Origin of the sequence: Ideonella flava, from assembly GCF_051857595.1 — a bacterium.
GTDB lineage: Bacteria > Pseudomonadota > Gammaproteobacteria > Burkholderiales > Burkholderiaceae_C > Ideonella.
Window position 1 is genome coordinate 249,106 of record NZ_JBPZHD010000006.1, and the last position, 26,040, is coordinate 275,145.

24 protein-coding genes are annotated in these 26,040 nt (G+C 68.9%); 5 read left to right on the forward strand and 19 right to left on the reverse strand.

Annotated features, from left to right (window positions below):
* Position 1 precedes the first annotated feature (1 nt).
* The 4 genes from ACS5PM_RS14915 to ACS5PM_RS14930 are packed head-to-tail and all read right to left on the reverse strand — an operon-like array spanning position 2 to position 4,060.
* Complete coding sequence (locus ACS5PM_RS14915; protein WP_439388434.1) at positions 2-877, reverse strand: ABC transporter permease; 876 nt, start codon at positions 875-877, stop codon at positions 2-4.
* Positions 878-1,759, reverse strand: coding sequence for an ABC transporter permease (locus ACS5PM_RS14920; RefSeq protein WP_439388435.1), 882 nt, complete (start codon positions 1,757-1,759; stop codon positions 878-880).
* The gene (locus ACS5PM_RS14925) at positions 1,740-3,011 is read right to left on the reverse strand and encodes an ABC transporter substrate-binding protein (RefSeq protein WP_439388436.1); all 1,272 of its coding nucleotides are present in this window, start codon (positions 3,009-3,011) and stop codon (positions 1,740-1,742) included. The genes ACS5PM_RS14920 and ACS5PM_RS14925 overlap by 20 nt, the downstream gene beginning before the upstream one ends.
* 53 nt (positions 3,012-3,064) lie before the next feature.
* The gene (locus tag ACS5PM_RS14930) at positions 3,065-4,060 is read right to left on the reverse strand and encodes an ABC transporter ATP-binding protein (protein WP_439388437.1); all 996 of its coding nucleotides are present in this window, start codon (positions 4,058-4,060) and stop codon (positions 3,065-3,067) included.
* Positions 4,061-4,251: 191 nt separating this feature from the next.
* On the opposite strand from ACS5PM_RS14930, the gene ACS5PM_RS14935 reads away from it, so the two are divergent.
* Positions 4,252-4,986, forward strand: coding sequence for an aspartate/glutamate racemase family protein (locus ACS5PM_RS14935; RefSeq protein WP_439388438.1), 735 nt, complete (start codon positions 4,252-4,254; stop codon positions 4,984-4,986).
* Positions 4,987-5,052: 66 nt separating this feature from the next.
* Here ACS5PM_RS14935 and ACS5PM_RS14940 read toward each other — a convergent pair whose 3' ends face one another.
* Positions 5,053-6,024: a tripartite tricarboxylate transporter substrate-binding protein gene (locus tag ACS5PM_RS14940; RefSeq protein WP_439388439.1), complete on the reverse strand. Its 972-nt coding sequence runs from the start codon at positions 6,022-6,024 to the stop codon at positions 5,053-5,055.
* 124 nt (positions 6,025-6,148) lie between these two features.
* Here ACS5PM_RS14940 and ACS5PM_RS14945 point away from each other — a divergent pair, with 124 nt between their 5' ends.
* Both ACS5PM_RS14945 and ACS5PM_RS14950 read left to right on the forward strand, forming a co-directional pair.
* On the forward strand, positions 6,149-6,526 hold the full coding sequence (locus ACS5PM_RS14945) for a cupin domain-containing protein (protein WP_439388440.1): 378 nt from the start codon (positions 6,149-6,151) through the stop codon (positions 6,524-6,526).
* Between the two features lie 91 nt (positions 6,527-6,617).
* Positions 6,618-8,294 carry a calcium-binding protein gene (locus ACS5PM_RS14950; protein ID WP_439388441.1) on the forward strand — a complete coding sequence of 559 codons (1,677 nt, stop codon included), beginning with the start codon at positions 6,618-6,620 and terminating at the stop codon, positions 8,292-8,294.
* 15 nt (positions 8,295-8,309) lie between these two features.
* On the opposite strand, the gene ACS5PM_RS14955 is transcribed toward ACS5PM_RS14950, so the two are convergent.
* From ACS5PM_RS14955 to ACS5PM_RS14995, 9 genes are all read right to left on the reverse strand, one after another.
* Positions 8,310-8,945 (reverse strand): DsbA family oxidoreductase, encoded by a 636-nt coding sequence (locus ACS5PM_RS14955; protein WP_439388442.1) that lies wholly within the window; start codon positions 8,943-8,945, stop codon positions 8,310-8,312.
* A 78-nt stretch (positions 8,946-9,023) separates the two neighbouring features.
* Positions 9,024-10,292 (reverse strand): phenylacetate--CoA ligase family protein, encoded by a 1,269-nt coding sequence (locus tag ACS5PM_RS14960; protein ID WP_439388443.1) that lies wholly within the window; start codon positions 10,290-10,292, stop codon positions 9,024-9,026.
* Positions 10,289-10,594 (reverse strand): hypothetical protein, encoded by a 306-nt coding sequence (locus ACS5PM_RS14965; RefSeq protein ID WP_439388444.1) that lies wholly within the window; start codon positions 10,592-10,594, stop codon positions 10,289-10,291. The genes ACS5PM_RS14960 and ACS5PM_RS14965 overlap by 4 nt, the downstream gene beginning before the upstream one ends.
* Before the next feature lie 70 nt (positions 10,595-10,664).
* Positions 10,665-11,471: an ABC transporter ATP-binding protein gene (locus tag ACS5PM_RS14970; protein ID WP_439388445.1), complete on the reverse strand. Its 807-nt coding sequence runs from the start codon at positions 11,469-11,471 to the stop codon at positions 10,665-10,667.
* A 178-nt stretch (positions 11,472-11,649) separates the two neighbouring features.
* Entirely contained in the window at positions 11,650-12,984 is a 1,335-nt protein-coding gene (locus tag ACS5PM_RS14975) for an ABC transporter substrate-binding protein (protein ID WP_439388446.1), read from the reverse strand.
* 134 nt (positions 12,985-13,118) lie between these two features.
* Complete coding sequence (locus ACS5PM_RS14980; protein ID WP_439388447.1) at positions 13,119-14,183, reverse strand: branched-chain amino acid ABC transporter permease; 1,065 nt, start codon at positions 14,181-14,183, stop codon at positions 13,119-13,121.
* A gap of 98 nt (positions 14,184-14,281) precedes the next feature.
* Positions 14,282-15,211 carry a branched-chain amino acid ABC transporter permease gene (locus ACS5PM_RS14985; RefSeq protein WP_439388448.1) on the reverse strand — a complete coding sequence of 310 codons (930 nt, stop codon included), beginning with the start codon at positions 15,209-15,211 and terminating at the stop codon, positions 14,282-14,284.
* 9 nt (positions 15,212-15,220) lie between these two features.
* Positions 15,221-16,009: an ABC transporter ATP-binding protein gene (locus tag ACS5PM_RS14990; protein WP_439388449.1), complete on the reverse strand. Its 789-nt coding sequence runs from the start codon at positions 16,007-16,009 to the stop codon at positions 15,221-15,223.
* The gene (locus tag ACS5PM_RS14995) at positions 16,009-18,000 is read right to left on the reverse strand and encodes an AMP-dependent synthetase/ligase (RefSeq protein WP_439388450.1); all 1,992 of its coding nucleotides are present in this window, start codon (positions 17,998-18,000) and stop codon (positions 16,009-16,011) included. Before ACS5PM_RS14995 ends, ACS5PM_RS14990 begins: the two co-directional genes overlap by 1 nt.
* A 144-nt stretch (positions 18,001-18,144) precedes the next feature.
* Between ACS5PM_RS14995 and ACS5PM_RS15000 the strand changes: the two genes are divergently transcribed.
* The gene (locus ACS5PM_RS15000; protein WP_439388451.1) at positions 18,145-18,864 is read left to right on the forward strand and encodes a Crp/Fnr family transcriptional regulator; all 720 of its coding nucleotides are present in this window, start codon (positions 18,145-18,147) and stop codon (positions 18,862-18,864) included.
* Between the two features lie 45 nt (positions 18,865-18,909).
* Entirely contained in the window at positions 18,910-20,187 is a 1,278-nt protein-coding gene (locus ACS5PM_RS15005; RefSeq protein WP_439388452.1) for an outer membrane protein assembly factor BamB family protein, read from the forward strand.
* On the opposite strand, the gene ACS5PM_RS15010 is transcribed toward ACS5PM_RS15005, so the two are convergent.
* From ACS5PM_RS15010 to ACS5PM_RS15030, 5 genes are all read right to left on the reverse strand, one after another.
* A complete protein-coding gene (locus tag ACS5PM_RS15010) occupies positions 20,188-21,228 on the reverse strand; it encodes an NAD(P)H-dependent flavin oxidoreductase (RefSeq protein ID WP_439388453.1) in 1,041 nt (346 codons plus the stop codon). It lies immediately after the preceding gene.
* A gap of 35 nt (positions 21,229-21,263) precedes the next feature.
* Positions 21,264-22,754: a peptide MFS transporter gene (locus ACS5PM_RS15015; RefSeq protein ID WP_439388454.1), complete on the reverse strand. Its 1,491-nt coding sequence runs from the start codon at positions 22,752-22,754 to the stop codon at positions 21,264-21,266.
* Position 22,755: 1 nt separating this feature from the next.
* Positions 22,756-23,664, reverse strand: coding sequence for a 5'-nucleotidase (locus ACS5PM_RS15020; protein ID WP_439388455.1), 909 nt, complete (start codon positions 23,662-23,664; stop codon positions 22,756-22,758).
* Between the two features lie 63 nt (positions 23,665-23,727).
* The gene (locus tag ACS5PM_RS15025; RefSeq protein WP_439388456.1) at positions 23,728-24,744 is read right to left on the reverse strand and encodes a hypothetical protein; all 1,017 of its coding nucleotides are present in this window, start codon (positions 24,742-24,744) and stop codon (positions 23,728-23,730) included.
* 148 nt (positions 24,745-24,892) lie between these two features.
* Complete coding sequence (locus ACS5PM_RS15030) at positions 24,893-25,888, reverse strand: AAA family ATPase (RefSeq protein ID WP_439388457.1); 996 nt, start codon at positions 25,886-25,888, stop codon at positions 24,893-24,895.
* Between the last annotated feature and the right edge of the window lie 152 nt (positions 25,889-26,040).

A 26,040-nucleotide genomic window follows, 5' to 3' on the forward strand; every position in this document is an offset into this window, starting at 1 on the left:
GTCACGCGGCGTGGCGGCGCCTCATCGCGCGGGCGGCGAGCAGGGCCAGCACGATCACCAGCAGCGAGACGCCGGTCGTCACCGTGCCCAGCGCATAGATGGCCGGCGTGGTGACGGTGGTCGTCAGGCCCTGCAGTTCCAGCGGCAGCGTGTTCAGGTCGCCGATGGCCTGCGACGATCTCGCGATCTCGTCCCAGCTGAGGGTGAAGCCGCACATGCCTATGCCGACCACCGACGGCGCGATCATCGGCAGCACCACGTGACGGAAGGTCTGCCAGGGCGTGGCGCCGAGGTCCAGCGCCGCCTCCTCATAGGCCGGGTTGAAGCGGTTGAACACGGCGAACATGATGAGCAGGCCGAAGGGCAGCGTCCACGTCAGGTGGGCGCCGAGGCCCGAGGTGAAAAGGCCGAGCGAGGTGGTGTAGCTCTCGAGCAGGCCCGTCGCTCCGGCCGCTTCGAGCAGCCACTTCAGGCCGCTGTCGATCAGCCGGAACTGCAACCCGATGCCGAGCGAGACGATGATCGACGGCATGATGAGGCTGGCCACCGTGACGTAGAACAAGGCCTGGCCGCCGGCGAGCCGCTTGCGAAAGGCCATCCCGGCCGCCAGCGAAAGCAGCACGGTCAGCGCCATCACGACCGTGCCCAGCGCCAGCGAGCGGCGCAGCGCGGCGCCTATGTCGACCACGCCCAGGCCCTGCCACAGCACCTGGTACCAGTGCAGGGAGAGCCCGCGCATCGGGAAGGTGAGGCCGCCCTGCGGCCCCTGGAAGCTGAGCACGAAGATCGTGATCACCGGGCCGTAGAGGAACAGCAGGAACAGGCCGAACAAGATGGCCAGCGGCCAGAAGCCGGGAGCCCGGCGATCGCGAATCACTTAGAGCTCCTTGCGCAGATCGACCATGCGGGTCAGGGCCGCGATGATCATCAGCACCGCCACGAGCAGCACGACGGCATTGGCCGCGGCGAGCGGGAACTGCAGGTAGCTCGTCTGCACCTGGATCACCTTGCCGACCGAGGCGATCTGCTGGCCGCCCATCACCCCGACGGTGACGAAGTCGCCCATGACGACGGTGATGACGAAGATGGAGCCGATCACGATGCCGGTGCGCGACAGCGGCACCACCACGTTCCACAGCGTCTGCCAGCCGCTGGCGCCGGCATCGTCGGCGGCCTCCAGCAGCGAGCGGTCTATGCGCATCATCGAGTTGAAGATGGGCACCAGCATGAACATGGTGTTCAGGTGGACGAAGGCCAGCACCACCGAGAAGGGCGAGAACAGCAGCCACTCCACCGGCTCGTTCACCAGCCCGAGGCCCAGCAGGCCCTGGTTCACCAGGCCGTTGCGGCCGAGCAGGGGCACCCACGAGATCATGCGGATGACGTTGCTCGTCCAGAAGGGGATGGTGCACAGCACGAACAGCAGCGTCTGCATGGCCGGCGTGCGCACGTGGAAGGCCAGGAAGTAGGCGATGGCGAAGCCCAGCACCAGCGTCGCCGCCCAGGTCATCAGCGAGAAGCCCAGCGTCGAGGCGTAGGTCTTCAGCGTGACGCAGGGCTCGGCCAGGTGGCTGCAGCCCTCGAAGATCGAGACGTAGTTCTGCCCGGTGAAGCCCGGCACCAGCTCGTAGTCGCTGGTGGGCCAGAAGCTCACCGCGAAGATGAGCAGCAGCGGTGCGACGAAGAAGAAGGCCAGCACCGCCGCGAAGGGCCCGGCCTGCCACCAGGCCGCGACGGTGTCACGCCGCGACGAACTCATTCCACTTCTGGATCAGGTAGGTGTTCTCGTCCATCAGCGCGTTCCAGCAGGCGATGCCGCCCATGCGCGCCTCGTACGAGCCGCCATCGCGCACGCTGCCCGCCTTGGCCAGCAGCTCGCCGTTGGGCGCCTTGATGTCCTGCGTCGCGGGCTTGCCCTCCATCCAGTAGGCCCACTCGTAGGCCTCCATCTTGGCCTTGGCCGTCTCCAGCACGGCGCTGTAGTAGCCCTGGCGGTTCAGGTAGGCACCGGCCCAGCCGTCAAGGAACCAGTTGATGAATTCGTAGGCGCCGTCGAGCTTGCGCCCGCTCAGCGTGGCCGGCAGTCCGAAGCCCGCGGCCCAGGCGCGGTAGCCCTCCTTCAGCGGCTGGAACACGCAGGGGATGCCCTTGGTGCGCACGGCCGTCACGGCCGGCGACCACATCGACTGGATCACCACCTCGCCCGAGGCCATCAGGTTCACGCTCTCGTTGAAGTCCTTCCACAGCGAGCGGAACTGGCCGGCCTTCTTGGCCTCGATCAGCGTCTTGATGGTGAGGTCGATCTCCTTCTTGGTCATGTTCCCCTTGTCGGGGTACTTGTACAGGCCCAGCGCCTCGACCACCATCGCCGCGTCCATGATCCCGATCGAGGGGATGTTGAGGATGGCGGCCTTGCCCTTGAACTCCGGGTTGAGCAGTTCCTTCCAGCTCTCGATCGGGCGCTTGATCAGGTCGGGCCGGATGCCGAGGGTGTCGGCGTTGTAGACCGTCGGGATCAGCGACATGAACTGGGTGGGCGCCTTGGCGAAGGTCTTGCTCTTCTCGCCTTCGAGGTAGATCACCTTCTTGGGCGCGGTGCCCTGGTCACCCACCGCCTTGCCCCCGACCATGCCGGTGGTGAACAGGGTGGTGATCTTGTCGGCGTTCTTGATGCGCTTGGTGTCTATGCCCTTCAAGTTGCCGGTCGGCACGATCTTCTTGAGCGAGAAGAACTCGGTGTCTATCAGGTCGAAGCTGTTGGGCGAGGTGACGGCACGCTTGGTCACCTCGTCGGTGTTGACCGCGACGTACTGGATCTCGATGCCGGTGTCGGCCTTGAACTTGTCGGCGATCGCCTTGTCCTGGTTCACCGCGGTGCCCAGGTAGCGCAGGGTGATCTTCTCCTGGGCGTGCACGGCGGGGAAAAGGCCGGTGGCCAGGATGCCGGCCGTGCCCTTGAGCAGGGTGCGGCGCTGGGGGCCGGCGGGTTGCGAGTCGCGGGTGTCGGACATGGCGTTCTCTCTCTCCAGGTGATGCGGGTGGGGGCGGGGAGGCCGGGATCGGGTCAGGCGGCGAGTCGGTGGACGTCGGCCGGGTCCCAGTGGGCGTTGGCGCTGTCGCCCGGCTGCCAGGGCGCGGCATCGAACTGCGACTCCGGCAGCATCACGCTGAGCTCGGGCACCGTCTCGCTGCTCAGCGTGAGCAGCACATGGCTGCCCTGGTACTCGACGGCACGCACCGTGGCTGGCAGCGCGCTTTCGCCGGTGGGCGGGGCTGTGCGGCTCAACCGGGTCTTGTCGGCCCGCACGGTCAGTGGCCCGGCCGGCGAAGGGATCACGTTGTGCCCGCCGATGAAGCGCGCGACGAACTCGCTGCGCGGGGCGTTGAACACGGTGTGCGGGGTTGCGTCCTGCTCGATGCGGCCCTGGTTCATCACCACGATCTGGTCGGCCAGCGCCATGGCTTCCTCCTGCGAATGCGTCACGTGGACGAAGGTCATGCCCAGGCTCTTCTGCCAGGCCTTCAGCTCGGCGCGCATCCGGATGCGCAAGAAGGGGTCGAGCGCCGACAGCGGCTCGTCGAGCAGCAGCACGCGAGGCTCGGTGATGAGGGCCCGCGCCAGTGCCACGCGCTGCTGCTGCCCGCCCGAGAGCTCCGCCGGCTTGCGCGCCGCCAGCGCGCCGAGCGAAACGCGCTCGAGCAGCTCGGCCGCCTTGCGCTGCCGTTCGGCCTTGGGCACGCCGCGCATCTTCAGGCTGAAGGCGACGTTGTCCAGGGCGCTCAGGTGCGGGAACAGCGCATAGCTCTGGAACATCATCGCCGTGCCCCGCGCGGCGGCCGGCAGGTTGGTGATGTTGCGATGGCCCAGGAGGATGTCGCCCTCGCTGGCCTGCTCGTGGCCGGCGATCATTCGCAGCGTGGAGGTCTTGCCGCAGCCCGAGGGGCCGAGCAGGCAGCAGTAGCTGCCGGCGGCGATCTTCAGCGTGATGCGATCGACGGCGATCGTTTCGCCATAACGCTTGACAAGGTGGACCAGCTCCAGCGGGGTATCGGCGGGCATGGCCGGGCCTGTACGCAATCCACATGCCAATGCGGGGGGCACGTCACGGCCCGCCTGCGCACCAGCCCTGCGCCGTTGCTCGGGACGCTTGCCCGTTTTCGGGGCGTGGACGCCGCTTCGGTGGGCGCGCGGCTTGCTTCAAGCCGGCCTTGTCGTGTCGTCAGCCTGTATACAAACCCGAGGACCTGCCCATGCGAATCCGCGTCATCAATCCCAACACCACCGCGGCCATGACGGCGAGCATCGGCGCTGCTGCGCGAGCCGCGGCCTCGGGCGACACCTTGATCGAAGCGGTGCAGCCCAGCTTCGGCCCGCCCTCGATCGAAGGCCACCACGACGAGGTCTGGGCCGCCGCCGGCGTGGCCGAGCAGGTGCGGCTGGGCGAGGCTGGCGGTGCGGATGCCCACGTCATCGCCTGCTTCGGCGACCCGGGCCTGCACGCCGCGCGCGAGCTGGCACGCGGGCCGGTGATCGGCATCGCCGAAGCCGCGTTTCATCTGGCTTCGCTGGTGGCGACCGGCTTCTCGGTCGTCACGACCCTGACCCGCACCTGCGTGATCGCCGAGCACCTGGTGCTGCAGTACGGCTTCGAGCGGCGCTGCCGCGGGATCCATGGCACCGACATCCCCGTGCTCGAGCTCGACGACCCGCGCAGCGGGGCCTTCGAGCGAATCCTCGACAGCGCCGAGCGGGCGCTGGCGCAGGACCGCAGCGGCGCCATCGTGCTGGGTTGCGCCGGCATGGCGGACCTTTGCGCGTCGCTCCAGCAGCGCCTGGGCGTGCCGGTGATCGACGGCGTGGCTGCAGCGGTCAAGCTCGCCGAATCGCTGGTGTCGCTCGGCCTGGCGACGAGCAAGCGCGGGGACTACGCGGCGCCGCTGCCCAAGACTTATGCAGGCTGGGCGCAGGCCATGTCACCGCGCTAGAGCCGCCAGGCAAAAGAAAAGGCACCCCGCAGGGCGCCTTCGTTGGGGGCGGGCAGTCTTAGACGATCAGTCGGCGTACTGGCCGGCGGCCTTGATGACCGGGCCCCACTTGTTGATCTCGGCTTCGACGAACTTCTTGTGTTCAGCCGGGTTGACGCGGGCGTCGGTGACGATCACGGCGCCCAGGGCCTCTTCGCGCTTGTCGAAGTCCGCATCCTTCAGTGCCGTCTTCAGCGCGGCGTTGACCTTGTCCAGCACCGCCTTCGGCGTGCCCTTCGGCGCGTACAGGCCGTGCCAGATGGACACGTTGAAGCCCTTCAGGCCGGCTTCGTCCAGCGTCGGCAGCTTGGCCAGGCTGGGCGTGGTCAGGCGCTTGGTGGTCGTGACGGCGAAGGCCTTGACCTTGCCGGTCTCGATCTGGCCGGTGGTGTTGGTGGTCTGGTCGCACATGAGGTCGACCTGGCCGCCGAGCAGGTCGGTCATCGCCGGGGCGGTGCCCTTGTAGGGCACGGTGGTCATGTCGATCTTCAGGCTTTGCTGGAAGAGCAGGCCGCACAGGTGCGAGGCGGCGCCGAGGCCGGCGTTGGCCAGGTTGATCTTGCCCTTGTTGGCCTCCAGCCACTTGACCAGCTCGGCGTAGTTGTTGGCCGGCAGCGAGGTACGGCCGATCACCGTCATCGGCACTTCGTTGACCAGGCCCAGGTACTCGAAGTCGTCCAGCGTCTTGTACGGCAGGTTGCGGTACAGGGCGGGCGAGGTGGCCATGCCGATGTGGTGCAGCAGCAGGGTGTAGCCATCCGGCGCGGCCTTGGCGACCTTGGTGGCACCCAGCGTGCCGCCCGCGCCGCCGACGTTCTCGATCACGATGGCCTGGCCGCCCAGCGGCTTGCGCAGTGCCTCGGCCAGGTCGCGCGCGACCTTGTCGGTCGGGCCGCCGGCGGCGAAGGGCACGACCAGGGTGATCGGCTTCTCGGGGTACTCGGCCGCGGCCGTGCCGGCCAGCGTGACGGCGATGAGCGAAAGGGCGAAGCGCTTCATGGAGGTCTCCTTCAGATGCGGCCATTCTGTCGTGCGCCATCGTGGGGGCCTGTCGGGAACTACGTAGGGGCTGGCCCTGAGGCGGGACAATGCCGAGCTTCCTCGCCAACACTTGCGCCAGATCATGAGCAGCAGCCCCAGCGCGCCCCGCGTCATCCGCTTCGACCCCGCGCCGGCCACGCCGCCGGAGATCGACCATCCCCGCCCCGAGCGACGCGAGGTCGGCGACCCGGAGCGCCGCACCTGGGTGGTGTACGAGCATGCCGCGGAGGGCGTCTCGGCCGGCCTCTGGGAGTGCGAGCCGGGTCGCTGGCGCATCGCCTTCGGGCCCCGCGAGCACGAGTACTTCATCGTGCTGGAAGGCCTGTGCCGCGTGCACGACGCGGCCGGCCACGCCGAAACCTTCGGACCCGGGCAGGCGGTGTTCCTTCCGCCCGGCTTCGAAGGCTCGTTCGAAGTGATCGAGCGCCTTCGCAAGCACTTCGTCATCGTCGAGCGCTGACCTGCCGCGCGCGCGTCCCGCAGCCTGCCCGGCGCGTCCTTTGCCCCGTGGCGTCGACCGGGTCCATCCGGCAGACGCAAGGGGATGAAGCATGGCTGCCTTTACGTGGTTTCGCCCTTTCCTGCGGGCCGGTGCGGTCGAGCCGGCGGATGAGGCAGGGTGGCCCTGGCCCGACGACATCGTGGGCACCAAGGGGGCCGACTCGCTGGTGGGAACCGAGGGCGACGACACCCTGCGCGGGCGCCGCGGCGACGACAGCCTGCAAGGCGGCCTCGGCAACGATTCGCTCTACGGCAATGCCGGTGACGACTACCTCGACGGCGGTGCCGGCGTGGACACGCTGCTCGGCGGCTTCGGCAACGACACCTACCGGGTCGACGATGCGGCGGACCGGACCCTGGACAAGGCCGATGGCGGCGTGGACACGGTCATCAGCAGCGTGGACTGGGTGCTGGACCCTTTCATCGAGAACCTGGTGCTCGACGGAGACGTCGACTCCCTGCTGCACGGCACGGGGACGTCGCGGGACAACGTGCTCAGCGCCAGTTTCGGCAGCGTGTCGCTCGACGGCCTGGAGGGCAACGACACCATCGTCGGCGCGTTCCACGTCTCCGCCGGGATCGCCGACACGCTGGTGGGCGGCGCGGGCGACGATTCGATCGAGGGCGGTGACGGCAGCGTCCATGCGGATCTGCTGTACGGCGGCGCAGGCGACGATACGCTGCGATCCCACGGAGGTTTCCTCTATGGCGAGGACGGCGACGACCTGCTGGTCGGCGGGCCCGTGCACGGCTCGAGGAATGTCGGCGACAGCCTCGACGGTGGCGCGGGGCAGGACACCCTCCAGGGCGGCAGCTTCTGCAGCGGCGGCGACGGCAACGACCTGATCGACACCGACCAGGGGCTGGTCGTCATCGGCGGCCTCGGGGACGACACGATCACCGGGTCGGGCAGCGGCAGCAACGGCTACCAGGTCGACGCCGGTGACGGCAACGACGTCATCGCCGTGGCCGGCGCCACCGGGCTCAAGCTGTCGTGCGGCGACGGGCTGGACACGGCGGAAGTCACCAGCGCCAGCTTCATCGCCGTGGATGCCGGCCTGGGCGACGACTGGGTGATGGCCTCGGCGGGCAGCGCAGCCACCGTGTCCGGGGGCGAAGGCAACGATGACCTGACGGTCTCGGCCGCGACCGCCGCCGCGGTGTTCGGCGGGCTCGGCAACGACACCCTCACCGCCCGAGGCGGGAGCCACGTGGAAATGCACGGCGGTGCTGGCCTGGACCGCTTGATGGCCACCGACGCCGCCCTCGCGCTGCTCGAGGGCGGCGCGGGGTCCGATACCTTCGTGCTGGCAGCGCGTGAAACGGGCGGCCGCAACGACGTGGAGCTGCCGGACTTCGCGACCCTGATCGATCACATCGGCATCAGCCAGTCGGCCTTGCCCGTGGGCGACGGTGATCTCGATCTCGAGGGCGCGGTCGCGGTGGCGGGCCCGGGCGGCTTCGATGCGAGCGCCGAACTGGTCGTCATCTCGACGCCTGTGGACGGAGCCCTGTCGCTCGAATCGGCCGCGGCCGCCATCGGCAGCGCCAACCAGGGCTATGCGGTCGGCCGCACGGCGCTGTTCGTGGCCGGCTCGGGCAGCGAGTCCGGCGTCTTCTACTTCACTTCACGGGACGGCGACGCCACGGTGTCGGCCGAGGAGCTGAGCTTCCTGGCCCACGTCAGCCAAGGGCCGGGCCTGCAGGACTTCCTGCTCACGGGCTGACGAGCGCGCCGCGGGTCAGCCCGCCGTGCCTTCGGCGATGCGCCGCAGCGCCTGCTCGAAGACCTCAGGCGGCTGGCCACCCTGGATGAGGTACTGGCCGTCGATGATGACGGCGGGCACGCCGTCTATGCCCATCTCCTGCCAGTGCCGCTCTTCGGCCCGCACCTCGTCGGCATGGCGGCCGGAGGCGAGCACCTCGCGGGCCTGTTCGATGTCGAGCCCGGCCTCGCCGGCCAGGCGGGCCAGCACCTCGCGGTCGCTCACGTTCTCGGCCCGGCCGTGATAGGCCTGCAGCAGGGCGTGCTTGAGTTCCCGCTGGCGACCCTCGACCCCGGCCCATTGAAGCAGGCGATGCGCGTCGAAGGTGTTCCAGATGCGGTCGCGCGGGCCGAAGGTGAACCCGACCGATTCACCCCGCTGGCGAAGCCCCTCGCGGTTGCGGGCCAGCTGCTCGGGCGCCAGGCCGTACTTGCGGCCCAGGTGCTCGCCGATGTCCTCGCCCTCGGGGGCCATCTGTGGGTTGAGCTCGAAGGGGTGGAACTGCAACTCCACTTCGAACGCATCACCGATGCGTTCGAGCGCCCGTTCGAGGGAATACAGGCCCACGGCGCACCACGGGCAAACCACATCGGAGACGAAATCGATTTTCATCCGCCCAGTCTAGGCGGCCAGGCCAGGCTGCGCCGGGCCACTGTTCAGTGGCCCCGTGGCCGGCCGGGAACCGACGTCCTAGTCGTACTTTCTGGCGTCCTCGATGACCTTGCCGTCGTTTGGCAGCGAGCCCGGGGCGACCAGCTCGATGTCACCCCGCAGCTTGGTGACGTCGCGCACGGAGTCGGCGATCCGGTGGGCCAGGCCCTCGGGCCCGCCGGCGACCTCGACCTTCAGCGTCATGCGGTCGTTGGCCATCTCGCCTTCGACCACCAGGCGCCCGCGGACGGCCTCGGGGTGCCGGCGCAGCACCTCGGCCACCTGGCCGGGGTGGACGAACATGCCGCGGACCTTGGCGGTCTGGTCCGCGCGGCCCAGCCAGCCGCGGATGCGCATGTTGGTGCGGCCGGTGGGGCAGGGCCCGGGCAGCACGGCCGAGAGGTCGCCGGTGCCGAAGCGCACCAGCGGATAGTCCGGATTCAAGGTGGTGACGACGACTTCGCCGACCTCGCCGTCAGGCACCGGGTCGCCGGTGCCCGGACGCACGATCTCGACGATCACGCCCTCGTCGACCACCAGGCCTTCGCGCGCCGGCGTCTCGTAGGCGATGAGGCCGAGGTCGGCCGTGGCGTAGCTCTGGTAGGCCGTCACGCCGCGGGCCGCGAACCAGTCGCGCAGGGACGGCGGGAGGGCCTCGCCGCCCACCATCGCCTTCGTCAGCGAATCGGTCGGGATGCTGCCCGCCTCGGCCTTCTCCAGGAGGATGCGCAGGAAGCTGGGGGTGCCGATGTAGCCGTGCGGCTTGAGCTCGGCCACCGCCTGCAGCTGCAGCTCGGTGTTGCCGATGCCGCCGGCGAAGACGGTGCAGCCGACGGCGTGGGCGCCGGACTCCATCATCGAGCCGGCGGGCGTGAGGTGGTAGCTGAAGCTGCAGTGCACCAGGTCGCCGGCACGAAAGCCCGCGGCATGGATGGCGCGGGCCATGCGCCAGTAGTCGCCGGCGTGTCCCTCGGGTTCGTAGATGGGCCCGGGCGACTGGAAGACGCGCTTGGCGCCGGCCGGTCGCGTCAGGCCTCGCCAGCCGATGGCCGAGAAGCCGCCGAACGGATCGTTCGAGCGGTCGCGTTGCTGGCGGGTCAGCAGCTCGCTCTTGCGGATGACCGGCAGGGCCGCCAACGCTTTGCGGCTGGTGATGGTGTGGGCATCGACCCCGCGAAGCAGATCCGCGAAGGCGTCGGTGCGCTCCTGCGCGTGCCTCACCAGGCCCGGCAGTGCCGCGCGCAGGGCGGCCTCGCGTTCGGACGCGGGGCGCGCTTCCAGGGCGTCGTAGAACGCGCTGCTGCTCATCTGTCTTCCTCGGTCCAGCGTGCCAGGCGCTTCTTCACCTCGTCGGTGAACTTGCGCACCTCGGTGCTGGAGGCCAGCGTGAAGCGGTCCCACTCCGGCACCTGGCGCGAGGGGCGCCTGGCGAGCTTCGCCTCGATGGTCGAGTCGCCGGCCGCCAGCTCCATCACCTTCGAGCCCTTGAGCTCGTAGCCATCGCCCCGCTCGCTCAGCGTGCGCAGGTCCCTCAGGCTGCGCTTGAGCTGCACCAGGGCGTCGGCCGGCTTGAACGGCGGCAGCGCAAATGAAAAATCGTCCGTGCTCATGAACAGTTCGCCATGGTTTGTTCGACGCGTTCGGCGCCAGCCGCCACGCCGCAGGCGCTTCGGAGGCGGGTCATGCCAGCCAACGCTTGCGGCGCTTGTAGCTCTTCACATCGCGGAAGCTCTTGCGGTCACCGCCCCCCACGCCGAGGTAGAACTCCTTCACGTCCTCGTTCTCGCGCAGGGCCTGGGCCTGGCCATCCATCACGATGCGGCCGTTCTCGAGGATGTAGCCGTAGTCGGCGTACTTCAGCGCGATGTTGGTGTTCTGCTCGGCCAGCAGGAAGGTGACCTTTTCGCGCTGGTTCAGGTCCTTCACGATCTCGAACACCTCCTCGACGATCTGCGGCGCCAGGCCCATGGAGGGCTCGTCGAGCAGCACCATCTTCGGATTGGCCATCAGCGCGCGGCCGATGGCGCACATCTGCTGCTCGCCGCCCGAGGTGTAGGCGGCTTGCGAGCCACGCCGCGTCTTCAGCCGGGGGAAGTAGGTGTAGACCTTCTCCAGCGTCTCGTCCACCGCGGCCTTGCCGTCGCGGCGGGTGTAGGCGCCGGTCATCAGGTTCTCTTCAATGGTGAGGTGGGCGAAGCAGTGCCGCCCCTCCATCACCTGGATCACCCCGCGCGAGACCATGTCGCCGGGACTCAGGTTCTCGATGCGTTCGTCTCGCAGCGCTATCGAACCTTTGGTCACCTCGCCCCGCTCGCCGGCCAGCAGGTTGCTCACCGCGCGCAAGGTGGTGGTCTTGCCCGCGCCGTTGCCGCCGAGCAGCGCCACCACCTGGCCCTCCGGGACCTGCAGCGACACGCCCTTGAGCACCAGGATCACGTGGTTGTAGATGACCTCGATGCCGTTGACGTTCAGGAGAATGTTGCTCATCGCTGGCCCTTAGCTCTTCGAAGTGCCGCGTGCGGCGCTTCGAAGAAGGCCCCAGCAGGGGCCACCCCCGCTTGGCGGGGGATGGGGGTGTCTCGGACCCCTCTCGCCTGGCGAGAGGGGAAGGGGAGAGTGCTCAAGGTTCAGCCGCCTGCGGCGGACAAGGGGTTGAGAGCGGGCATCACGACTGGCAGTCCTCCGGTGTCCTTCGTGTGAGCTTCTTGTCCCCCGCGTACTTGTCCGCTGCTGCCTTCACCATGGGGCGAATGATTTGCTCATCCGCCTGGTACCAGTCGGAGCTGAAGGCCCACTTGCTGCCGTCCCAGGTGTGCACGCGCGCCCAGGTCGAGCCCATGTGGTCCTGGCAGGAGGTGGACAGCGGCCGGATCACGCCGGTCAGGCCCAGCGTGGCGAGCTTCTTGTCGTCCAGCGCGAGGTTCTCCAGGCCCCAGCGCACCTGCTCGCCGGTCATCACCTTGCCCTTGCCGAAGCGCTCCTGCGCGCGGCGCACCGCCTCGACCGCCATCGCCTGGATGATCACGCCGCGGGTGTAGAGCACGGAGCCGACCTCGTCGCGCGGGCCGGTGCCCTGGCCCTTGTCGTGCACGAGCTTGAGGATGTCCTGGATGACCTTGGGCTGCTGGCCGGAGGTGTTGAGGTTGAGTGCGTTGTAGCCCTTGGCGCCATCGCCCACGTCCTTCACGTCCGGCTCGGCGCCGGCCCACCAGACGCCATACATCTTGTCGCGCGGGTAGCCGGTGGCCTGGGCCTCCTTCAGCGCGGTGGAGTTCATCACGCCCCAGCCCCACAGCAGCACGTAGTCGGGTCGCTGCTGGCGCACCTGCAGCCAGGCCGACTTCTGCTCGACACCGGGCGCGGTGACGGGGATCTTCAGCAGCTCGAAGCCGTGGTCGCGCGAGCGCTCTTCCAGCAGCGGCATCGGCTCCTTGCCGAAGGGGCTGTCGTGGTAGACGAGCGCGATCTTCTTGCCCTTGAGCTTGTCGAGCCCGCCTTCCTTCTTGGCGATGTGCTGGATGAGGATGTCGGCCGCCGTCCAGTAGCTGCCCATGAGCGGGAAGTTCCACTTGAACACGCCGCCATCCTGCGAGGCGGCCAGGCCGTAGCCGAGCGTGATCAGCGGGATCTTGTCGTTCGGGACCTTGTCGGTCAGGGCGAAGGTGATGCCGGTGGCCTGCGGGTCGATCACGCTCGCGCCCTTGCCCTTCAGGCGCTCGTAGCACTCGACGCCCTTGTCGGTGGCATAGCCGGTCTCGCACTCCTCGAAGGTGAGCTTGACGCCGTTGATGCCGCCGTCGCGGGCGTTGATCATCTTGATGTAGTCCTGCTTGCCGTTGGCCCACGGCGTGCCGTTGGGCGCGTACGGCCCGGTGCGGTAGACCAGCAGGGGGAAGAACTGCTCCTTGGCCTGGGCGAAGCTCGCGGCCGGCGTGAGCGCCGCCAGGCCGGTGGCCGCGAGCAGGGCTGCGCTGGCCAGGGTCTTGAACTTGTTCGACATGTCTACCTCCGGTGGTGGATGGAAAGCGGCAGGTTCTCTTGGATCCTGCTTCGCGGGAACTCAAGCAAATGTGGCTTTGCCACTTTGCTTGACCCTGGGGCGGGAATGACGCAGTCGTTTACTGGGGGGTCTGATCAATGAGGGAAAGGCCACAGCCGCAGCTTCTCGCGGGCGGTCGACCAAAGCCGCGCGATGCCGTGCGGCTCGACGATCAGGAAGAACACGATCAGCGCGCCGAAGATCATCGAGGTCAGGTGCGAGGCCAGGGCCGTGTCGATGGGGATGCCCAGCGCCGAGGGCAGGGCGTCGAGGAAGATCGGCAGCAGCACGATGAAGGCAGCGCCGAAGAACGCGCCCGCGATCGAGCCCAGGCCGCCGATGATGACCATGAACAGCAGCTGGAACGAGCGGTCCACCGAGAAGGCCGCCGGCTCCCACGAGCCCAGGTGCACGAAGGCCCACAGGCCCCCGGCCACGCCGACGATGAAGGAGCTGACCGCGAAGGCCGAGAGCTTGGCGTAGACCGGCCGGATGCCGATCACCGCGGCGGCCACGTCCATGTCGCGCATGGCCATCCACTCGCGGCCGATGTGCCCGCGCACCAGGTTCTTGGCCATCAGCGCGAACACGCTCACGAAGGCGAGGCAGAACAGGTACTTCTGCGCCGGCGAATCGATGGGCAGGCCGAAGACGTTGAGGCCGGCCACGCTGACCGAGCCCGACGACGAGTCGTTGGTGAACCAGCGGATGCGCAGGAAGGCCCAGTCGGTGAAGAACTGCGCCGCCAGCGTCGCCACCGCCAGGTACAGCCCGCGGATGCGCAGCGAGGGGACGCCGAACAGCACCCCCACCACCGTCGAGCACAGGCCGCCGAGCAGCAGGGCCGCGATGAGCGGCATGCCGTCGATCCGCACGAAGAAGTTGTAGGCCCCGTACGCGCCTATCGCCATGAAGGCGCCGGTGCCCAGCGAGATCTGGCCGCAGTAGCCGACGAGGATGTTCAGGCCGAGCGCGGCGAGCGACAGGATCAGGAAGGGGATGAAGATGGCGCGCAGCGTGTACTCGCTGGAGACGAACGGCACGGCGACGAAGGCCAGGGCGAGGAGCGCCAGGATGACGGCGCGGTCCTGCACCACGGGAAAGATCTGCTGATCTGCCCGGTAAGAGGTCTTGAATTGGCCGTTTTCTCTGTAGAGCATTGGCTACTTTCGAGATGATCTTTTGGCTCTGGCCGCTCACTTTGTTCGCTTGACTTGGCTGAGCCAAGTCAGCCGCCGCCGAAAGATCATTGCCCGTGTCATACACGGTCAATGATCTTTTCGCCGAACAGCCCTTGCGGCCTGAACAGGAGGAACAGCAAGGCGAGCACGTAGGCAAACCAGATTTCGATTCCGCCGCCCAGCGACGGCCCGATGTAGACCTCGGACAGCTTCTCGCCGACGCCGATGATCAGGCCGCCCACGATCGCGCCCGGCACCGAGGTGAGTCCGCCCAGGATGACCACGGGCAGCGCCTTCATGGCGACCTGCGACAGCGAGAACTGCACCCCGAGCTTGCTGCCCCAGATGATCCCGGCCACCAGCGCCGCGAAGCCGGCGACCGACCAGACGATGACCCAGATGCGCGACAGCGGGATGCCGATCGACAGCGCAGCCTGGTGGTCGTCGGCCACCGCCCGCAGCGCCCGGCCGGTGGCCGTCTTCTGGAAGAACAGGCTCAGTCCCGCCACCAGCGCCGCGGCGATGAGCGCGGCGTAGAGGTCTTCCTTGTTGACCAGCACGCCGCCCTGGAAGGTGTTCTCGAGCAGGAACATCGGGTCCTTGGGCATGCCGATGTCGATCTTGTAGATGTCCGAGCCGAACAGGGTCTGGCCGAAGCCGTCCATGAAGTAGCTGATGCCGAGCGTGGCCATCAGCAGCGTGATGCCCTCCTGGTTGACCAGCTTGCCGAGCACGAAGCGCTCTATGACCCAGGCGACGGCGACCATCAGCAGCATGGCCGTCGCGAAGGCCATCACGTTCGCCAGGATCGCGTTGTCGAAGTGCAGCCACTTCGGATACCACTCCGAGAAGCGCGCCATCGCCAGCGCCGCGAACAGCACCATCGCGCCCTGGGCGAAGTTGAAGACGCCCGAGGCCTTGAAGATGAGCACGAAGCCCAGCGCGATGAGCGAATACAGCATGCCCGCCATCAGGCCGCCGAAAAGGGTTTCGAGAAAGAATCCCATGAGGCGTCCTCAGTGGCTGGTGCCGAGGTAGGCGGCGATGACATCGGGGTTGCTGCGCACCTCTTCGGGCGGGCCGTCGCCGATCTTCTTGCCGTAGTCGAGCACCACGACGCGGTCGGAGATGTCCATCACCACGCCCATGTCGTGCTCGATGAGGACGATGGTGCTGCCGAACTCCTCGTTGACGTCGAGGATGAAGCGGCACATGTCCTGTTTCTCCTCCACGTTCATGCCGGCCATGGGCTCGTCGAGCAGCAGTACCGAGGGCTCCATCGCCAGCGCGCGGCCGAGGTCGACGCGCTTCTGCAGGCCGTAGGGCAGGCGGCCGACCGGGGTCTTGCGCCAGGCCTGGATCTCGAGGAAGTCGATGATGTGCTCGACGAACTCGCGGTGCGCCACCTCCTCGCGCTCGGCCGCGCCCCAGCGGATCGCCTGCTGGAAGATGTTGGTCTTCATCTTCAGGTTGCGGCCGGTCATGAGGTTGTCGACGACGCTCATGCCCTTGAACAGCGCCAGGTTCTGGAAGGTGCGCGCCACGCCCATCTCGGCCACCTGGCGCGAGTTCATGTGCTTGAAGGTCTGGCCGCGGAAGGTGATCTGGCCCTCCTGCGGCGTGTAGACCCCGTTGATGCAGTTCAGCATCGAGCTCTTGCCGGCGCCGTTGGGGCCGATGATGGCCCGCACCTCGTGCTCCCGCACGTTGAAGCTGATGTCGGTCAGCGCCTTCACGCCGCCGAAGCGCAGGCTGATGTTCTGGACGTCGAGGATGACGTTGCCTGTGGGTCGTTGCGTGCTCATCAGGCCGCCTTTGCGAGGGGTTTCGGTGAGGCCGGCAGCGGTGCCGGCGCCGCCTCGGCGGCCACGCCGAAAACCTGCACGTCCTGGATCTTCAGCGTCGCGCTGACCGAGCCGGTGCGCCCGTCCTCGAACTTCACGGCCGTCTCGATGAACTGCTCGCGCCGGCCCTCGTACATCGCCTCGACCAGCACCTGGTACTTGTCGGCGATGTAGCCGCGGCGGACCTTGCGGGTGCGGGTGAGTTCGCCGTCGTCCGCGTCGAGCTCCTTGTGCAGCACCAGGAAGCGGTGGATCTGGCTGCCGGCGAGCAACTCGTCTCGCGCGAGGTCGGCATTCACCTTCTCGACGCAGTCGCGGATGAGTTCGTAGACCTCGGGCCGGCCGGCAAGATCGGCATAGCCGGCGTAGGGCAGGTTGCGCCGCTCGGCCCAGTTGCCCACCGCCTCGAAATCGATGTTGATGAAGGCACAGACCTTGGAGCGCTTGTCGCCGAAGGCCACCGCCTCCTTGATGTGCGGGAAGAACTTCAGCTTGTTCTCGACGTACTTGGGCGCGAACATCGCGCCGTCGTTCACGCCGCCCATCAGCCGCCCCACATCCTTGGCGCGGTCGATGATCTTCAAGTGCCCGCCGGCGTCGAGGAAGCCGGCGTCGCCCGTGTGGTACCAGCCGTCGGCCGTCAGCACCTCGGCGGTGGCGGCAGGGTTCTTGTAGTACTCCTTCAACAGCCCCGGCGACTTCACCAGCAGCTCGCCCGAGTCGGACAGCCGGATCTGCACGCCGTCGATGGGCACGCCCACCGTGTCCGCCTTGGCCTCGTGGTCCGGCTGAAGGCAGACGAACACCGCGGTCTCGGTGGAGCCGTAGAGCTGCTTCAGGTTCACGCCGATGGAGCGGTAGAAGCTGAACAGGTCCGGCCCTATGGCCTCGCCGGCGGTGTAGGCCACGCGCACGCGGGACAAGCCCAGCGTGTTGCGCAAGGGGCCGTAGATCAGGAGGTTGCCCAGGCCGTAGCGCAGCCTGTCCAGCCAGCCCACGGGGCGGCCGTCCATCAGCGCCGTGCCGACTCGGCGGGCCAGCGCCATGAAGTGGTGGAACAGCGCGCGCTTCGGCGCCGCTGCATCCTCCATGCGGATCATCACCGAGGTCAGCATGCCTTCGAAGATGCGGGGCGGCGCGAAGTAGTAGCTCGGCCCGATCTCCTTCATGTCGATGGACACCGTGGCGGCCGACTCCGGGCAGTTGACGATGTAGCCGCAGGCCAGCCACTGCGCGAAGCTGAAGATGTTCTGGCCGATCCAGGCCGGCGGCAGGTAGGCCAGCACCTCCTCGGCCTCGGTCAGCTTGTCGAATTTCTGGCCGGCCGCGGCGCGGTCCAGCAGCGAGAAGTGGGTGTGCACCACGCCCTTCGGGTTGCCCGTGGTGCCCGAGGTGAAGAACATCGCCGCCACGTCGCTCGCCTGCCCGAGGCCCACCTCGTGGGTGAACAGCGTGGGATGGGCCTTGTCGTGCAGATGGCCTTCTTCCAGCAGCGACTGCAGCGAGGCCAGGCCCGGCTCCTGGTACTGGCGCAGGCCGCGCGGGTCGTCGTACCACAGGCGCTGCAGGCCGGGGCACTGTGGGCGAATCTCGAGCAGCTTGTCGACCTGCTCCTGGTCCTCCACCACCGCGAAGCGCACCTCGGCGTTGTTGATCGGGAAGACGAACTCGGTGGACGCCGCGTCCTGGTACAGCGGGATGGGCACCGCGCCCAGGGCCTGGGCCGCGAGCATCGCGGCATACAGGCGCGGCCGGTTGTCGCCAATCACCACCACGTGCTCGCCGCGCTGCAGGCCCGCGGCCGCGAAGCCGCAGGCCAGGTAGCGCACGCGCTCGGCCAACTGCGACCAGGTCGTGGTCTGCCAGATGCCGTACTCCTTCTCGCGCAGCGCCGGCGCGTCGGGGCGCCTGGCGGCATGCTCCAGCATCAATCGCACGAAGGTCGTCTGCACGGGCGCTGTCTCCTGTCCAGGCCGGCTCCGGAGCATTCCGGGCCGACTTTTGATGGGCGGATGCTAGGCCGAAGTTTGACGCCATGTTGTCGGTTGGACGACAATCTTCGCGCCAGTCCTGTCCGGACTTTCCCGCATCGCCCCATGCCTGCCCACGACGCCCGGCCCCTGCGCGAACGCGCCCGCGCCCCCAGCGAAGCCGAGCTCGCGAGCATCCCGTGGCTGGCCGTGCTGGAGCCTGATGACCAGCGCATGGCCCGCTCGAGCATCGTGCTCGCGCATGCCGGCCCGGGCGAGCAGATCTGCCGCATCGGCCGCCCGGCCACCTACTGGTTCGGCGTGCTCGAAGGGCTGCTGAAGATGAGCAACGAGCCGGGCGCGGGCGCACCGGTCACCTTCACCGGCGTGCCGCCGGGTGCCTGGTTCGGCGAGGGCACGCTGCTCAAGCGCGAGCCCTACCGCTACAACATCGAGTCGCTGCGCAAGAGCGCGGTGGCGGGCCTGCCGGTCGATGCCTTCCACGACCTGCTCGCGCGCAGCATCCCCTTCAACCGCTTCGTGCTCAACCAGCTCAACGAGCGCCTGGGCCAGTTCATCGCCGCGCGCGAGACCGACCGCCTGAACGACCCCGACGCGCGGGTGGCGCGCAACCTGGCCGCGCTGTTCCACCCCGTGCTCTACCCCGGCGTCGGCCAGCTGCTGCGCATCACCCAGCTGGAGCTCGGCTATCTGGTGGGGCTGTCGCGACAGCGGGTCAACGAAGCGCTGCAAGCCTTGCAGGCCAGGCGGCTGATCGCGGTGGAGTACGGTGGCGTGCGGGTGCTGGATCTGCAGGGCCTGCGCAGTTACGCGCCGCCGGCTTGATCCCGGGCCCTCGTCCGCGGCACTCACCGCCGGAAGGAGCACGCGATGAAGACCGCCTCCTGGTTGCTGGCCCTGGCCGGGCTGTTCGCAGGCCCGGCCGCGGCCCTCGACTGGCCCCAGTTCCGCTTCGACGAAGCGCACACGGGCCACAACCCGCTGGAGCAACGCATCGGCGTGGACAACGTGGCGCAGCTCACGCGGGCCTGGGCCGCGCAGCTCGGCATGCTGGTGTTCCAGTCCTCGCCGGCGGTGGTGGGCGGCGTGGCCTACATAGGCTCCATGGACGGCACGCTGTGGGCGTATGACGCCAAGGGTTGCGGCGGGGACCTGTGCACCCAGCCGCTGTGGCGGTCGAGTGACCTCGCGCAGATCGTCGACTCGCCGACGGTCAAGGACGGCATCGTCTACGTCGGCTCGCAGACCTCTTACGACAGCAACAACGGCCGCCTCAATGCGTTCGCGGCCGCGGGCTGCGGCCACGACGTGTGCGAGCCCCTGTGGCAGGGCCGTGCCGGCAAGGATTCCATCCTCTACTCCTCGCCGACAGTGGCCGATGGCGTGGTCTACGTCGGCGCCTTCGACGGGCGCCTGTATGCGTTCGCCGCGCAGGGCTGCGGCGCGAAGATGTGCGACCCGCTGTGGACCGGCAAGACCCGCGGCACGATCGAATCGACGCCGCTGGTGGCCGGCGGCGTGGTCTATGTCGGTTCCGACGACGGCCGGCTGTATGCCTTTGCCGCCGGCGGCTGCGGCGCGGCGCGCTGCGATCCCTTGTGGACCGGCCCGCTGCCCGGCCCGGCGTTCGCCTCCAGCCCTGCGCTGGCCAATGGCGTGGTCTACATCGGTGCCGCGCACGGCCTGGCGGCCTTCAATGCTGCGGGCTGCGGCTTGTCGACATGCGAGCCGTTGTGGAAGGCGGTGGACAAGACCCTTTTCTTCGGCGGCTCGCCGGCGGTGGCCCACGGCCGCGTCTACATCGGGCTGGAAAGCGAGCTCGCCGTGTACGACGCCGCGGGCTGCGGCAAGCCGAAATGCCAGCCGCTGTGGATGGGCTTCGGGGCGGGGGCCCAGGCCATCATCGACTCCTCGCCCACGGTCGCCAATGGCGTGGTCTACGCGGGCCGCAACACCGGCAACGTGCTGGCCTGGAATGCCGATGGCTGCGGCGCCTACTGGTGCGACGCGATCTGGATCGCCAGCGTGCCGGAATCCATCGTCAACTCGTCGCCGACGGTGGTCAACGGGCGCCTGTACATCGGCAGCGCCGACAAGTACTACCCCGAGAACATCCAGGGCCGGCTGTACGTGTTCGCGCTGCCCTGATCAGGCGGGCCAGGCCGCAGCCAGCTCGCGAGTCAATTCGGCCGCCGGGACCTCGCGGCAGCCGCTGCGGTTCTGCCCCGACCACAAAGGCGAGAAGTCGGCGTGGCCGCGCGCCTCGGCCCAGGCGCGCAGCGGCGCGATCGAAGCCGTGGCCAGCGGGAAGGCCGGTGCCAGCGGGTTGATCGGCCCCCAGTCGCGCACCGCGCGGTTGACGATGCCGCGTGCCGGCCGGCCGGTGAAGACGTTGGTGAGGACGGTGGGGGCGTCGGTCCTGAGGGCCGCGCGGTGCAGCGGGCTCGTGGTGGCCTCGTCGCAGAGCAGGTAGGCCGTCCCGATCTGGACCCCCGCCACGCCCAGCTCGCGCGCCGCGCGCACGCCCGCCGCATCGGCGATGCCGCCGGCGGCGATCACCGGGATCCGCACCGCCTGCACCACCTGGGGCCAGAGGGCGAACCCGCCGAGCTGCAGCAGCGGGTCGTCAGCGAGGAAGTGGCCGCGATGGCCGCCGGCCTCCAGGCCCTGCGCCACGATGGCGTCGGCACCCTGGGCCTCCAGCCAGCGTGCTTCGTCGACGGTGGTGGCGGTCGACAGCACCTTCGAGCCCCAGGCCTTCACGCGGGCCACCAGCTCGGGCACCGGCAGACCGAAGTGGAAGCTCACCACGGCCGGGCGGAAGGGCTCCAGGACATCGGCGTATTCGTGGCTGAAGGGCGCCCGGCCCGGGCCCGAAGGGATGGTCTGCGGGTCGATGCCGGCCTCCGCATAGGCCGGGCGAAGCAGCTCGCGCCAGCGGGCCTCGCGCGCACTGTCCGGCCGGGGAGGCACGTGGCAGAAGAAGTTGACGTTGAAGGGCGCGCCCGCCGTGGCGGCGGCCAGGGCCGTGAGCTCGGCCGCGAGCTGCTGGGGCGAAAGCATGGCGGCGGGCAGCGCGCCGAGGCCGCCGGCGTTGCTGACGGCCGCCGCCAGCGCGTGGCCTTGCACGCCGGCCATCGGCGCCTGCAACAAGGGGTGACTGATGCCGAGCCAGCGGGCCAGATCCATGGCTTTGTTCTCCCTGTGCGGTGTTTGTCGGGTCTTCAGTCTCGCGCCTGGATCAGCCTGTGCAACCAGGGGGTGAGCACCAGCAGCAGCACCCCGGCGCCGAGGGACGAGCCGAGCAGGAAAACATACAGCGGAATGCCGCTGCCGGCGAGCAGGCCCTCCAGAGCCCCCGCCAGGTAGTTGGCCACGCCTATGGCCATCAGCCACACGCCCATCAGCAGGCCCACCAGCCGTGCCGGCGCGGCGCGCGACACCAGCGAAAGCCCCACCGGTGACAGCATCAGCTCGCCGATGGTGTGCAGCAGGTAGACGATGGCCAGCCAGTGCGGCCCGACCGGGCCGAGCGCCTCGGCGCGGCTTTGCGCGACGGCCATCACGACGAAGCCCAGGCCGAGCACGATCATGCCGAGGCCCTGCTTGGCCGGGTCGGGCAGGGCGAAGCGCGAGCGATCCAGCGCGATCCACAGGGCCGAGAACAGCGGTCCCATCAGCACGATCCCCAGGGGGTTGATGGTCTGGAACCAGGTGGCCGGGATCTCGAGGCCGAAGGCGTGGCGGTCGGTCTGCGTGTCGGCGAACAGCGTCATCGTGCCGCCGGCCTGCTCGAAGCCCATCCAGAAGAAGATGACGAAGAAGGCCACGATGCCGATGGCGACGAGGCGGCCCGCCTCGGCCCGCGTCAGGCCCGCGGCATGGCCGGCCGGCTGCCGCAGGGCCGCCCATCCGCACGACGCCAGCAGGGCCAGGCCCAGCAGCACCTTCATCGCCACGGGCAGTGGCGTCCACACCTGGCCCAGCCACGGCGCGACGGCCAGCAGCGCGAGCACGCCCACGATGCTCGCGACACAGAAGCCGACGACGAGCGGGGCGTCCTTCCAGCCGACCGGCGACTGGCCTTCGCGCAGCCCGGCGCGGCCCAGCAGCCGCTGGCCGAGGCACAGCACCGCCATGCCGATCGCCATGCCCACGCCGGCGCTGGCGAAGCCCCAGTGCCAGCCCAGCCGCTCGCCCAGCGTGCCCGCCACCAGCGGCGACAGGAAGGCGCCGAGGTTCACGCCCATGTAGAAGATGGTGTAGCCGCCGGCGCGGCGCGGGTCGGCCTCGTCCGGGTAGAGCATGCCCACCATCGAGGTCGTGTTCGGCTTGAACAGGCCATTGCCGACGATCAGCAGGCCCATCGCCAGGTGCAGCAGCGAAGGCACCGCCATCGCGAAGTGGCCCAGCATCATGATGGCCGCGCCGATGACGGCCGCCAGCCGCGCACCCAGCCAGCGGTCCGCCATCAGGCCGCCGGCGAGCGGGGTGATGTAGACCAGGCCCGTGTACAGGCCGTAGAGCTCCAGCGCATCGCTGCGCGGCATGCCCAATGCGTTGACCAGGTACAGCACGAGCAGGGCGCGCATGCCGTAGTAGCTGAAGCGCTCCCACATCTCGGTCAGGAAGATGACCTTCAGGCCGGCCGGTTGGCGGCGTTCGGAAGTGCCCGCCGCCGCGACCGCGGGCAAGGTGGTCGTGCTGGCCGTCATCTCAGGAAATGGGATTGCTGATGCCGGCGGCCACGTGGCCCGAAGGCACGTGCGGCGCGGCATTGGCGACGTGGCCGGTCTGGTCGTCGAAGAAGAAGTCGGGCTCGAATTCGCGCAGGAACGGGCCCTTGGCCAGTCCGCCGAGGAAGATCGCCTCGTCGACCTCTATCTGCCAATCCATCAGGGTGCGGATCGCCCTTTCATGGGCCGGCGCGCTGCGCGCGGTCACCAGCGCGGTGCGCAGGTGCGTGCCGCCGGCGCCGGCGCTGCGCTGCAGGCGGTGCAGCGCCTCCAGCAGCGGCTTGAAGGGCCCGGGCGGCAGCGGCAGGGTCGCGCGGCTCACCTCGTGGCGCTGGAAGGCCTCCAGCCCGTCGCGCTGGTAGACGGCCTCGGCCTCGTCCGAGAACAGCACCGCGTCGCCGTCGAAGGCGATGCGCAGTTCGTCCGGGTGGGCCGCCGAGGCCCGGGCCGAATGCGGGTAGACCTGCGCGGCCGGCACGCCGGCGTCCAGCGCCTGCCGGACGTCGGCCAGGTTGGTCGACAGGAAGAGCTGCGCCCCCAGCGGCTTGAGGTAGCGCCAGGGACTCTGGCCGCGGGTGAAGACCCCGCGCTCTATCGTGAGCCCGTAGTGCTGCGCCGAGCGAAACACCCGCATGCCGGAGACTGGGTCGTTGCGCGACAGGATCACCACCTCGACGTGCGGCGCCGCCGGGTCCACGTTGAAGCTCAGCAGCTTCTTGGCCAGCGAGAACGCCACCCCGGGCAGGGCGGGCTGTTCCAGGCGCTGCAACTGCAGCTGCATGTAGGCCCGGTCGTCGTGGGCTTCGAAGACCTGGTTCTCCTCCTCGAAGTCGAACAGGGCGCGTGAAGAAAGGGCGACGACCAGGCGGCCGTCCAGGCTGGCGGGCATCGAAGGATGATAGGGCCGCCCGGCACGGCCGAGACCGGCCGGACGGCGTTGCGCGTTGGAACGCTAGGGCATCGGGGTGAGCAGAAAGATGCGCCACACGCCGTCGTGCCGGCCCCAGCCGGTGATCTGGCCGGCCTTGTTGATGCTGGTGGCGCAACCCAGCTCCCAGCCCGCGCCGGACACCGGATCCAGCAGCCCCGTGAGCCGGCGCGGGCCCTTGCCGCCGGGCCAGATGACCGCCATCTCGCGGCGGCGATCGGCCTGCTTCTCGCAGCCGACGATGTCGCCGTGCCGGTTGATGGAGGTCGCGTGCGCCGTCGCGCCTTCGGTCACCGTGCCGAGGTCGATCGCGGCACCATCGCGAAACAGCAGCGGCCGCCCGCCGTCGTCGTTGTCGCCCACCGCGTCGCCCAGGTCGTTCACGTCGTAGGCGCGGCCCGGGTGGCCGGAGGCGTCCAGCTCGCGCATGCCGCTTCCATCGTGGATGAAGGCGTAGTTCTCACCGTACGGGATCTTGCTCGAATAGCCCACGACCCAGCCGTTCTCGTTGATGGCGGTCGCGACCGCATCCGTGTCCGGGCCGCCGAGCTTGCCCAGCTCGGTGACTTCGCCATGCCGCGTCACGACGACGGCACGGGTATGGGAAGCCTCGTGGGTCCTGGGCCAGTAGTACGCGGTCGCCAGCCCTTGACCGTTGATGTCGGTGATGTAGCTGAACATGCCCAGCCGCAGCGGCTTGCGCCGCTGCCCATCGGGGCGCCAGCGGCAACCCAGGTCGCGGTATTCGTAATCCGACAGGCCCTGGCAGTAGCCGCCTACCTCGCCCTTGTCCGACAGGGCGCGCACGAGGTTCCAGCCGTTGCCCTGCAAGCTCAGCAGGTGCAGGCCCGTGTCGTCGTGGATGAAGGCGCGGAAGTGGGAGCCGTCGAACATGGAACCGGCGACCGTGCCGAGGTTGTTGACGCGAGGCGCCAGCTCGATGGCGTTGGCGGGCGCGACGTCGGTGACTTGATAGGTCGTGTGCGCGCCGGCCGCCGCTGCCCACAGCCCCGCGAGCAGGCCCGCGCATGTCCTGAACATGTTGTCCAAAGTGCTCTCCCCTGGTGGCGTCCCGGCCCCTGTGGCGCGGGATCGCGGGGCAGTCTCGGGAAAGCCATGGGGATAAGGCACCCCCACTTCGCAGGGGATGACGGTCGCGGATCTCCCTAGACTCGGGGAGCCCGGACCCTCAGTGCACGAAGCCGATGGAGCCCTTCTTGGACGAAGCGGGCGGCAGGTCGCGCGGCTCGACGGCGTCGCGGCCATCGAGGCGGGCATTGCCGAAGCCGGTCATCCAGGCGCGGCGCATCTCGCGCGGCGGCATGTCCGACAGGCTGGCCAGCGTGTCCTCGCGCGGCACCGGATCGAAGCGACGGCCCCAGTCGTGCTCGGCGCGTATGCCCTGGTACAGCCGCAGGGCGATCTGGCGCGCGGCGTCGGCATCGGGCATCTGGATCTCGAACACGTTGACGCGGTTGAGGATGGGATCGGGGATGCAGCGCTCGTCGTTCGCCGTGGCCACCCAGATCACCTGGCTGGCGTCTATGGGCACTTCGGCGAACTCGTCGGTGAAGCTGCCGGCCGTGTCGTGCTCGAGCAGGCTGTAGAGCGATCCGAGCGGATCGTAGGCATGCTCGCCGCGGGCCTTGTCGATCTCGTCGACCACCATCACCGGGTTGGCGTAGGGGCCGTCGATGAGCGTCTCGAAGACCTTGCCGGGCCGCGCGCCCTTCCACTGGCTGGAGGCGCCGGACAGCACCCAGCCGGCGGTCAGCGAGCTCATCGAGACGAAGCCCATGCCGGTGCCCAGCAGATGGGCCACCGCGCGGGCGAAATGGGTCTTGCCGACACCGGGCGGGCCCAGCAGAAGCATGGGGGTGAGCTCCAGAGCATCCTTGCTGTCCTGGCACAGCGCGAGCTGCCGCTTGAGGTCGTCCAGCACTTCATGGAAGTTCGGCAGCTCTTCGTACAGCCGGTCCATCACCGGCAGGCCGGACGGCTTGACCTGGAAGCGCTCGGGCCCGCGCTCGAGCATGCGCTCGTAGGTGCTGCGCAGCGACTCGTGCTCGCGCGGCGGCAACTTCTGCAGCTTTTTCTCCACCTCGTCGACGCGGAAGAGGCTGCGCATGCGCGCGATGGGAAGCATGCCGCTGACTGCGGGCAGGCGTTGGGCGGATGTGGACATGCGGACCTCCGTCATCACCGGCGCTGGCCGTCTGGAAAAGATACACCACCGTCGGTGATCGCATTGAAGCAAGTCCGGCGCCAGGGCGAAACGGCGAACAGGGGGGCGAAGCAAATGCTGTTGTCGACGGGCCGGGCCAGGGGGCGGACCGA